The organism is Buttiauxella warmboldiae (assembly GCF_003818135.1).
GTDB lineage: Bacteria > Pseudomonadota > Gammaproteobacteria > Enterobacterales > Enterobacteriaceae > Buttiauxella > Buttiauxella warmboldiae.
In genome coordinates this window covers 40812-49620 of record NZ_RPOH01000100.1, presented here as the reverse complement: position 1 = coordinate 49620, position 8809 = coordinate 40812, and the positions used below count along the sequence as shown (strand labels likewise).

At 52.7% G+C, this 8809-nt stretch carries 12 protein-coding genes; 5 read left to right on the top strand and 7 right to left on the bottom strand.

Translation table 11 applies throughout. The features are described from left to right. Positions 1-92 precede the first annotated feature (92 nt). From murA to mlaF, 7 genes are all read right to left on the bottom strand, one after another. Complete coding sequence (gene murA / locus EHN07_RS19460) at positions 93-1367, bottom strand: UDP-N-acetylglucosamine 1-carboxyvinyltransferase (protein WP_124025656.1); 1275 nt, start codon at positions 1365-1367, stop codon at positions 93-95. Between the two features lie 54 nt (positions 1368-1421). Next, positions 1422-1676 carry a BolA family iron metabolism protein IbaG gene (ibaG, locus tag EHN07_RS19455; RefSeq protein WP_124025655.1) on the bottom strand — a complete coding sequence of 85 codons (255 nt, stop codon included), beginning with the start codon at positions 1674-1676 and terminating at the stop codon, positions 1422-1424. A gap of 125 nt (positions 1677-1801) precedes the next feature. After that, positions 1802-2104: a lipid asymmetry maintenance protein MlaB gene (gene mlaB, locus EHN07_RS19450; protein ID WP_124025654.1), complete on the bottom strand. Its 303-nt coding sequence runs from the start codon at positions 2102-2104 to the stop codon at positions 1802-1804. After that, the gene (gene mlaC / locus EHN07_RS19445; RefSeq protein ID WP_124025653.1) at positions 2104-2733 is read right to left on the bottom strand and encodes a phospholipid-binding protein MlaC; all 630 of its coding nucleotides are present in this window, start codon (positions 2731-2733) and stop codon (positions 2104-2106) included. Before mlaC ends, mlaB begins: the two co-directional genes overlap by 1 nt. An 18-nt stretch (positions 2734-2751) precedes the next feature. After that, on the bottom strand, positions 2752-3303 hold the full coding sequence (gene mlaD, locus EHN07_RS19440; protein ID WP_124025652.1) for an outer membrane lipid asymmetry maintenance protein MlaD: 552 nt from the start codon (positions 3301-3303) through the stop codon (positions 2752-2754). Between the two features lie 4 nt (positions 3304-3307). Then, entirely contained in the window at positions 3308-4090 is a 783-nt protein-coding gene (gene mlaE, locus EHN07_RS19435; RefSeq protein ID WP_124025651.1) for a lipid asymmetry maintenance ABC transporter permease subunit MlaE, read from the bottom strand. Between the two features lie 7 nt (positions 4091-4097). Then, positions 4098-4913 carry a phospholipid ABC transporter ATP-binding protein MlaF gene (mlaF, locus tag EHN07_RS19430; protein ID WP_124025660.1) on the bottom strand — a complete coding sequence of 272 codons (816 nt, stop codon included), beginning with the start codon at positions 4911-4913 and terminating at the stop codon, positions 4098-4100. 233 nt (positions 4914-5146) lie between these two features. Between mlaF and EHN07_RS19425 the strand changes: the two genes are divergently transcribed. The 5 genes from EHN07_RS19425 to lptA are packed head-to-tail and all read left to right on the top strand — an operon-like array spanning position 5147 to position 8807. After that, a complete protein-coding gene (locus EHN07_RS19425) occupies positions 5147-6124 on the top strand; it encodes a calcium/sodium antiporter (protein WP_124025650.1) in 978 nt (325 codons plus the stop codon). Between the two features lie 15 nt (positions 6125-6139). Continuing rightward, positions 6140-7126 (top strand): arabinose-5-phosphate isomerase KdsD, encoded by a 987-nt coding sequence (gene kdsD / locus EHN07_RS19420; protein ID WP_124025649.1) that lies wholly within the window; start codon positions 6140-6142, stop codon positions 7124-7126. A 16-nt stretch (positions 7127-7142) separates the two neighbouring features. Beyond that, positions 7143-7709: a 3-deoxy-manno-octulosonate-8-phosphatase KdsC gene (gene kdsC, locus EHN07_RS19415; RefSeq protein WP_124025648.1), complete on the top strand. Its 567-nt coding sequence runs from the start codon at positions 7143-7145 to the stop codon at positions 7707-7709. Then, positions 7706-8281 carry an LPS export ABC transporter periplasmic protein LptC gene (gene lptC / locus EHN07_RS19410; protein WP_124025647.1) on the top strand — a complete coding sequence of 192 codons (576 nt, stop codon included), beginning with the start codon at positions 7706-7708 and terminating at the stop codon, positions 8279-8281. Before kdsC ends, lptC begins: the two co-directional genes overlap by 4 nt. After that, complete coding sequence (lptA, locus tag EHN07_RS19405) at positions 8250-8807, top strand: lipopolysaccharide ABC transporter substrate-binding protein LptA (RefSeq protein ID WP_124025646.1); 558 nt, start codon at positions 8250-8252, stop codon at positions 8805-8807. The genes lptC and lptA overlap by 32 nt, the downstream gene beginning before the upstream one ends. Positions 8808-8809 lie beyond the last annotated feature (2 nt).

Below are 8809 nucleotides of genomic sequence, written 5' to 3'. Positions count from 1 at the left end.
CAAAGAAGGAAAAACCACGTTTTTTCCTTCTTTGTCAGCAACCTCAACCGGGCTTGCCCGGTTTTTCATTTCTTGCTGAAAGACAACCCGCGTTACTCGCCGCTATTACCGCTACCTTTTACACGTTCAATCTGCGCACCCAGCGCCTGAAGTTTATCTTCAATACGCTCGTAGCCGCGATCGATATGGTAAATACGGTCAACAACGGTAGTCCCTTCGGCAATACAGCCCGCCAGCACCAGGCTTGCAGAAGCGCGCAGATCGGTCGCCATCACTTGCGCACCAGACAGTTTTTCCACGCCGTGGCAAATAACGGTATTACTTTCAATCTCTGCATGCGCGCCCATACGGATAAGTTCCGGAACGTGCATGAAGCGATTTTCAAAAATGGTTTCGGTGATAACACCGGTGCCTTCCGCAACCAGGTTCAGCAGGGTGAACTGAGCCTGCATATCGGTTGGGAAACCGGGGTGTGGCGCAGTACGGATTGTCACGCCTTTCGGACGCTTACCGTGCATATCCAGGCTAACCCAGTCGGCACCAACTTCAATATCTGCACCGGCTTCGCGCAGCTTCGCCAGCACCGCATCAAGGGTGTCTGGTTGCGCATTACGGCAAACAATTTTGCCACCAGAAATGGCCGCAGCCACCAGGAAAGTCCCGGTTTCAATACGGTCAGGCACGACGCGATAAACTCCTCCACCGAGGCGTTCAACCCCCTGGATAGTAATGCGGTCAGTACCTGCGCCGGTGATTTTCGCACCCAGAGTATTGAGGAAGTTCGCGGTATCCACAATCTCCGGCTCGCGGGCGGCGTTTTCGATGATGGTGGTGCCTTCGGCAAGCGTTGCAGCACTCATGATAGTTACGGTGGCGCCTACACTCACTTTATCCATCACGATATGCGCGCCTTTCAGACGCCCCTGAACAGAAGCTTTCACGTAGCCTTCTTCCAGTTTGATTTCAGCGCCCAGTTGCTCAAGGCCCGTAATGTGCAGATCCACCGGGCGTGCGCCGATGGCGCAACCGCCAGGCAAAGAAACCTGCCCCTGGCCAAAACGCGCCACCAGCGGTCCCAGCGCCCAGATAGAAGCGCGCATGGTTTTCACCAGATCGTACGGGGCACAGAAAATATTCACCTCGCTGGCGTCAATCCACACCGAACCATTACGTTCAACTTTGGTACCCAGCTGGCTTAACAGCTTCATGGTGGTATCAATATCTTTCAGTTTGGGAACGTTTTGAATCTCAACTGGCTCTTCGGCCAGCAGGGCGGCGAAGAGGATCGGCAGCGCGGCATTCTTCGCCCCGGAGATCGTCACTTCACCACTCAGTCGGGTTGGCCCCTGAACTCGAAATTTATCCATTGCAACTGCTCTCTATTAAATTCTAATCGTTACAACCCGCATGCGGCGAATTGCTCAAAGACCATTAAGTTTACGATCGCGATCCCACTCTTGCGGCGTGTAGGTCTTGATGGAAACCGCATGAATGCGGTTATCAGCAATCAGATCCATCAATGGCGCATACACCGTTTGTTGCTTCTTCACGCGACTTAACTCGGCGAATAACTCACCCACCGCTATCACCTGAAAATGGCTGCCATCGCCTGAGACGTGGACTTCCTGGAGGGGCAGTGCGTTCATCAGCACCGTCTGAATTTCATGATTTTCCATGGGATATAATTCGTCGGTTAAGGAAATAAGCCACACATCTTAGAGGAAAGTGGCGCAGGCTTAAATAAGCAAAAAGCCCCCGATCCCATTAGATCGGGGGCAATGATAGTAACGCTATGAAAACACTAGCCTGCAAAGGCAGGAAGGATCTCTTCTGGCAGGTTATAAAGTTTAGTCAGCGTCTGTAAGTTCTCGCTGGCGCCCTGGAGTTGTATCTCAACATTTTGACGCCTGGCAAACGCCACAAGATGGATCAACAAAGCCAGGCCCGATGTATCCACGCGCGTCAGGCCAGAGAGGTTAAGCACCTTAGTACCCGCCATAATTTGTTCGCGCTGCTGCCATAGCGGCCCCACGGTGTCGCTGTCCAACTCTCCCGTCAGGTGCAGAGTTACCGCTTCACGCTGCCAGTTAAGCTCGTCAGCCATTACTTTTTATTTTCCAGCGTAATTGGCAATTTAGAGATTGATTGCAGCTGCGCCGTCAGACCATCAATGCCTTTGGTGCGCAGGATGTCGCTCCACTCATTTTGCTTGGTGGTGATCATGCTGACGCCTTCGGCAATCATGTCGTACGCCTGCCAGTTGCCGGTCTGGCTATTCTTACGCCACTGGAAATCAAGGCGCACAGGCGGGCGGCCATTTGGGTCAACGATGGTCACGCGGATCGCAATAATGGTGGCATCGCCCAGCGGCTGCTCAGGCGCAATTTGGTAAGATTGCCCATGGTACATCGCCAGCGCCTGGCCATACGCCTGTTTCAGGTAGGCTTCGAATGCTTTGAAGTAGGCATCACGCTGGGCTGGAGTGGCATCTTTATAGTAACGGCCTAAAACCAGCGCGCCGGCATACTTCACCTGGACATAAGGCAGCAGCTCCTGGCCCACGATGTCGCGCAGGTAGTCTGGATTCTGGCGAATTTTAGGCTGCTCGTTTTTCAGGCGATCAAAGGTTTTTTGTGCGGCTTCGCCCATTAACCTGTAAGGGTTGCTTTGATCGGCAGCGTTCGCCAGCGGGGCAATAACCAGCATGGCAATCATGATAAGTCTTTTAAACATAACACTTTTCCTCGTAGATTAGCGTGTGGTGCCCGGCTGTGGCGCAACACTATTATCCTCTGGAGCCTGCGCTGAGGCATCTCCTGAATTCTGATTATCACCGTTGCCGCTCTTATACAGGAACTGGCCGATCAGGTCTTCGAGCACCAGCGCTGATTTGGTGTCCTGAATGGTGCCGCCCTCTTTAAGGATAGATGACCCCAGCTCAGGGTCATCAAAACCGAGATTCAGCGCGAGATATTGCTCCCCCAGCAAACCGGAGGTACGGATCGCCAGCGAGCTGGTATCCGGGATATGGTCATAACGCTTTTCGACATCGAGCGTGACGCGCGGCAAATAGGTTTTTGGATCAAGAGTAATGTCGTCAACGCGGCCAATCACCACGCCGCCAAGACGCAATGGCGACCCCGTTTTCAGGCTGCCGATGTTATCAAAAGTGGCGTAGATGCGGTACGTGGGTTCACTGCGCAGCGAAGTGACATTCGCCACTTTCAGGCACAAAAAGACGATGGCGGCCAGCGCGATAATTAAAAATGCCCCAACTCCGGTTTCAAATTTCTTACTTTGCATGAACTTAATTCCCAAACATCAGTGCAGTGAGCACAAAATCCAGCCCTAAAACAGCCAACGAAGCGTGCACAACGGTACGTGTTGTTGCCCGGCTAATCCCGGCGGAGGTAGGAATAGCGTCGTAGCCATTGAATAACGCAATCCAGGTTACTGTTATCGCAAACACCACGCTCTTAATAACACAGTAAATCAGATCGGTACGCCAGTTGACGGCATCCTGCATGGCAGACCAGAAGAAGCCAGAATCAATACCCTTCCAGTTCACGCCAACCAGTGCGCCTCCCCAGACGCCGACGGCTACAAAGATAAGCGTCAGCAGCGGCAATGAAATAACGCCGGCCCAAAAGCGCGGAGAGACAACGCGGCGTAAAGGATCAACCGCCATCATCTCCATGCTGGAGAGCTGTTCAGTTGCCTTCATTAAGCCAATTTCTGCGGTCAGAGCGGAACCTGCGCGCCCGGCGAACAATAGCGCGGCCACAACGGGGCCCAGCTCACGCAGCAGCGACAGGGCCACCAGCATACCGAGGCTTGATTCCGCACTATAGGTGGTCAGCACCAGGTAACCCTGCAGGCCAAGCACCATGCCGATAAACAGCCCGGAAACGATGATAATCAGCAGCGACAATACGCCGACGTTATACAGCTGGCGCACCAGCAACGGCGCATGTTTGCGGAATTCAGGTTTCCCCACCAGCGCATTAAAAAGCATGATCCCGGCCCGGCCAAATGACGCGCAGGTTTTTAATCCCCGCCGCCCGAACGATGCCAGTGCATTAAAGAGCATGAGTTGCTTAACTCCCTGTTTCTGATAATAAATCATTCCGATAATCCGTTGCCGGATAGCGGAACGGTACGGGTCCATCGGCAATACCGTCAAGGAACTGACGAACCCGCGGGTCACCATTTTCTCGCAATGCTGTTGGCGTTCCTTCAGCCACGATGTGCTGATCCGCCGCAATATAGGCGTAATCGGCAATGCTCAGCACTTCTGGCACGTCATGCGACACCACAATACAGGTCACGCCTAACGCACTGTTTAATTCAGAAATTAACTTCACCAGAACCCCCATCGTAATCGGGTCCTGCCCCACGAAGGGCTCATCGAACATAATCAGATCGGGTTCGAGAGCAATGGCGCGCGCAAGGGCTGCCCGCCGCGCCATACCGCCAGAGAGTTCGTTAGGCATCAGTTTAGCGGCTCCGCGTAATCCCACCGCCTCAAGCTTCATCATCACCGTGCTGCGCAGTAGCTCCTCCGGCAAGCGGCGATGCTCACGCAGCGGGTAGGCTACATTTTCAAACACATTGAGGTCAGTAAAGAGCGCGCCGGATTGAAACAGCATGCTCATACGTTTACGAACATGGTATAAACGCGAGCGCGACATCGCCGGTACGTTCTCACCGTCAAACAGGATTTCACCGCTGTCAGGCTGAATTTGCCCACCGATCAGCCGCAGCAGCGTCGTCTTACCAATTCCTGAAGGCCCCATGATGGCGGTAATTTTGCCACGCGGCACATTCAGGGAAATATTGTCAAAGATGCGCCGACTGCCGCGAGTAAAACTTACACCGCGAATTTCGACCAGATTCGTCTGCGTCTGGCTCATCATCTTTCCTTTTCTCAAGTTCACGGACGAAGCGCTGGAGGGAAACAGCGTTCCAGTGCAACATTTTTACAGGTTATTCTCAGTCCCGATTAGCGAAAACTGGCATTCGTTTTACTTTTCTGCCACATAAAGTCAGAATTAAGCATTCATATACCATGGCCTACAGAACTGTATGCTCTGCCGGTACTTTCCCAGCACAAGACGGGCGATTATACCTGAATAAAGGATTTTGCATGCTGTTAGCTACAGCTCTGTTAATCATCGGTTTGCTTTTAGTGGTTTATAGTGCCGATCGTCTGGTGTTTGCCGCCTCCATACTTTGCCGCAGCTTTGGGGTTCCGCCGCTGCTTATCGGTTTAACCGTGGTCAGTATCGGTACCTCATTGCCTGAACTTATCGTGGCAAGCTCTGCGGCTTTTCATGGGCAATTAAATTTAGCGCTGGGAACGGCGCTGGGTTCAAATATCACCAATATCTTACTGATTCTCGGTTTAGCGGCACTTTTGCATCCATTTAGCGTGAATTCCGATATTCTACGCCGCGAGTTGCCCCTAATGTTAGTGGTCAGCGGCATCATCGGGTGGCTGCTTTTTGATAACCAGCTCAGCCGCGTTGACGGGGTGATACTGATTGCTGTCGCAGTAGCATATCTGCTGTTTACCATTAAAATAGCGCGCCTTGCCGGACATGAAGGAGCGGATGCCCTGACCCGCGAACAGCTGGCGGAGCTGCCCCGTGAAGGCAGTCGCCCCGTGGCATTTTTATGGCTGGCCGTGGCCTTAATCATTATGCCGATGGCCACGCGTATGGTTATCGATAACGCAAGCGTTGCCGCCCATTACTTCGGCGTAAGCGAGTTAGTGATTGGCCTGACGATTATATCGGTCGGCACAAGCCTGCCGGAGCTGGCAACCACCATCGCCGGGGCGCGTAAAGGCGAAGATGATATTGCGATTGGCAATATCATCGGCTCGAATATCTTCAATATTGTGTTAGTGCTGGGCATTCCTGCGCTAATAGCACCGGGTGAGATTGCCCCCGATGCCTATGCCCGGGACTATTGGGTCATGCTGCTACTTAGCGCCATTTTTGCCGTACTTTGCTGGCGTAAATCACGCTCGATCGGCAAGACGGCGGGGGCTCTGTTAACATGCAGTTTCTTGGTATGGATTGTGATGCTGTGGTTTGCGGCATCGCCTGTGGTTGGGTAAAGCGGAACGGAAATTATGTCACAGATAGAATTACAACCGGGTTTTGACTTTCAGCAAGCAGGCAAAGAAGTCCTGAAGATCGAACGTGAAGGCCTGGATCAGCTCGAACAATATATCAATACCGACTTTTCGCTGGCCTGTGAAAAAATGTTCTATTGCCAGGGAAAAGTGGTGGTCATGGGCATGGGCAAGTCTGGCCACATCGGTAAAAAAATGGCGGCGACCTTTGCCAGCACCGGTACCCCTTCTTTTTTCGTCCACCCTGGTGAAGCAAGCCATGGCGATCTCGGGATGGTTAGCGCGCAGGATATTGTTATCGCGATTTCTAACTCGGGCGAGTCCAACGAAATTCTGGCGCTGATTCCGGTACTCAAACGCTTACAGGTGGCGCTTATCTGCATCACCAGCCGTCCGGAAAGTTCGATGGGCAAAGCCGCTGATATTCACCTGTGTGTCAAAGTGCCGCAGGAAGCCTGCCCACTGGGTCTGGCCCCAACCTCCAGCACAACCGCCACGCTGGTGATGGGCGACGCGCTTGCCGTCGCGCTGCTCAAAGCCCGCGGCTTTACCGCAGAAGATTTCGCACTTTCTCACCCAGGCGGTGCATTGGGACGTAAACTGTTATTACGCGTCAGCGATATTATGCACAGCGGCGACGAGATCCCGCACGTCAGCAAAGAGGCTTCGCTGCGCGATGCGCTGCTGGAAATAACGCGCAAAAATATGGGCATGACCGTCATCTGTGACTCCCTGATGAAAATCGAAGGGATCTTCACCGATGGTGATTTACGCCGGGTGTTTGATATGGGCGTTGACCTCCACGCGCTCAATATTGCAGATGTGATGACTCCCGGTGGCATTCGCGTTCGCCCAACAGTGCTGGCGGTAGATGCGCTGAATTTAATGCAGTCGCGCCATATTACCTCGGTATTGGTTGCCGATGGCGACCAGCTGCTCGGTGTGGTACATATGCATGACATGCTGCGCGCAGGCGTGGTTTAACAAAGGATTAGCCTTAATGAGTAACCATGAAGCGTCTCTTGCCACCTGTTATGGCCCGGTAAGCACGCACGTGATGGAGCGGGCCGCTAACGTACGCCTGCTTATTTTAGACGTGGATGGCGTGCTGTCTGATGGCCTGATTTACATGGGCAATAGCGGCGAAGAGCTGAAAGCATTCAACGTGCGTGACGGCTACGGTATTCGCTGTGCGCTGACCTCTGATATCGAAGTGGCCATTATCACCGGCCGTAAGGCGAAACTGCTCGAAGATCGCTGTGAGACCCTGGGGATCGGCCATCTCTACCAGGGGCAGTCCGATAAGCTTGTGGCTTTTCAGGATCTTTTAGATAAGCTCGCGATCCCGGCGCAACAAGTGGCTTATGTGGGTGATGATTTAATCGACTGGCCGGTGATGGCTAAAGTCGGTTTAAGCGTTGCGGTAGCGGACGCACATCCTTTGCTGACGCCTCGTGCCGACTACGTGACGCGCATTGCGGGCGGGCGTGGCGCAGTACGTGAAGTCTGCGATCTGCTGTTACTGGCACAGGGTAAGCTTGATGAGGCCAAAGGGCTATCTATATGAGTAAGACCAGACGTTGGGTTATTATCCTGCTTTCCTTGCTGGCGTTGGTGTTGATTGGCATAAACCTGGTCGATAAGGACGCCGTTGCGCCGCAAACGGTCAACAGCAACGAGCCCACCTATAAAAGCGAACATTCCACCACCCTCGCCTACAGTCCTGAAGGGGCGTTAAATTATCGGCTGGTCGCAGCCCATGTGGAATATTTTTCTGAAACCGCCGTTTCGTGGTTCACTACCCCGGTAATGACACAGTACGACGAAAATAAAGTGGCAACCTGGTCATTACGGGCGGATCGCGCCAAACTGACTAACGATCGGATGCTGTATTTATACGGCAATGTGGTGCTGACAGCGCTCACGCCAGATTCACAGTTACGTAAAATTACCACGGACAATGCGCAGGTTAATTTAGTCACTCAGGATGTTGCCTCTGATGACCAGGTAACCTTGTATGGAACCAGCTTTAACTCCACCGGCCTCAAAATGCGTGGCAACTTACGCAGCAAAAATGCCGAGCTGATTGAAAAGGTTAGAACATCCTATGAAATCCAGAATAAACAAACTCAGCCGTAATATCGTACTGACCAGTACACTTTTAGCCGCCAGTTTTTCGGCATTGGCACTGACCGGGGATACCGATCAGCCGATTCATATTGAATCTGACCAACAGTCGCTGGATATGCAAGGCAACATCGTCACCTTCACGGGTAATGTGGTGATGACGCAAGGCAGTATTAAAATCAATGCTGATAAAGTGGTCGTCACCCGTCCTGGCGGTGAGGAAGGCAAAGAAGTGATTGATGGCTATGGCAATCCAGCCACCTTCTATCAAATGCAGGATAGCGGAAAACCCGTGAGCGGCCGCTCCGCCACCATGCACTATGAGCTGCAAAATGATTTTGTGGTGCTGACCGGTAACGCCTATCTGGAACAGGTTGACAGCAATATCAAAGGCGACAAAATTACCTACCTGGTTAAAGAGCAGAAAATGCAGGCCTTTAGCGAAAAAGGTAAGCGTGTCACCACCGTTCTGGTCCCTTCGCAATTGCAGAAAAAAGACGGCCAGGCTCCTGCAGCAGCCCCGAAAAAGAGTAACTAATT

Bases quoted from the DNA above. Each gene is read 5' to 3' on its own strand.
- kdsC (WP_124025648.1), top strand. From the start codon at position 7,143: ATGAGTAACCATGAAGCGTCTCTTGCCACCTGTTATGGCCCGGTAAGC.
- mlaE (WP_124025651.1), bottom strand. From the start codon at position 4,090: ATGCTCTTTAATGCACTGGCATCGTTCGGGCGGCGGGGATTAAAAACC.
- mlaF (WP_124025660.1), bottom strand. From the start codon at position 4,913: ATGAGCCAGACGCAGACGAATCTGGTCGAAATTCGCGGTGTAAGTTTT.
- EHN07_RS19425 (WP_124025650.1), top strand. From the start codon at position 5,147: ATGCTGTTAGCTACAGCTCTGTTAATCATCGGTTTGCTTTTAGTGGTT.
- kdsD (WP_124025649.1), top strand. From the start codon at position 6,140: ATGTCACAGATAGAATTACAACCGGGTTTTGACTTTCAGCAAGCAGGC.
- lptC (WP_124025647.1), top strand. From the start codon at position 7,706: ATGAGTAAGACCAGACGTTGGGTTATTATCCTGCTTTCCTTGCTGGCG.
- murA (WP_124025656.1), bottom strand. From the start codon at position 1,367: ATGGATAAATTTCGAGTTCAGGGGCCAACCCGACTGAGTGGTGAAGTG.
- ibaG (WP_124025655.1), bottom strand. From the start codon at position 1,676: ATGGAAAATCATGAAATTCAGACGGTGCTGATGAACGCACTGCCCCTC.
- mlaD (WP_124025652.1), bottom strand. From the start codon at position 3,303: ATGCAAAGTAAGAAATTTGAAACCGGAGTTGGGGCATTTTTAATTATC.
- mlaC (WP_124025653.1), bottom strand. From the start codon at position 2,733: ATGTTTAAAAGACTTATCATGATTGCCATGCTGGTTATTGCCCCGCTG.
- lptA (WP_124025646.1), top strand. From the start codon at position 8,250: ATGAAATCCAGAATAAACAAACTCAGCCGTAATATCGTACTGACCAGT.
- mlaB (WP_124025654.1), bottom strand. From the start codon at position 2,104: ATGGCTGACGAGCTTAACTGGCAGCGTGAAGCGGTAACTCTGCACCTG.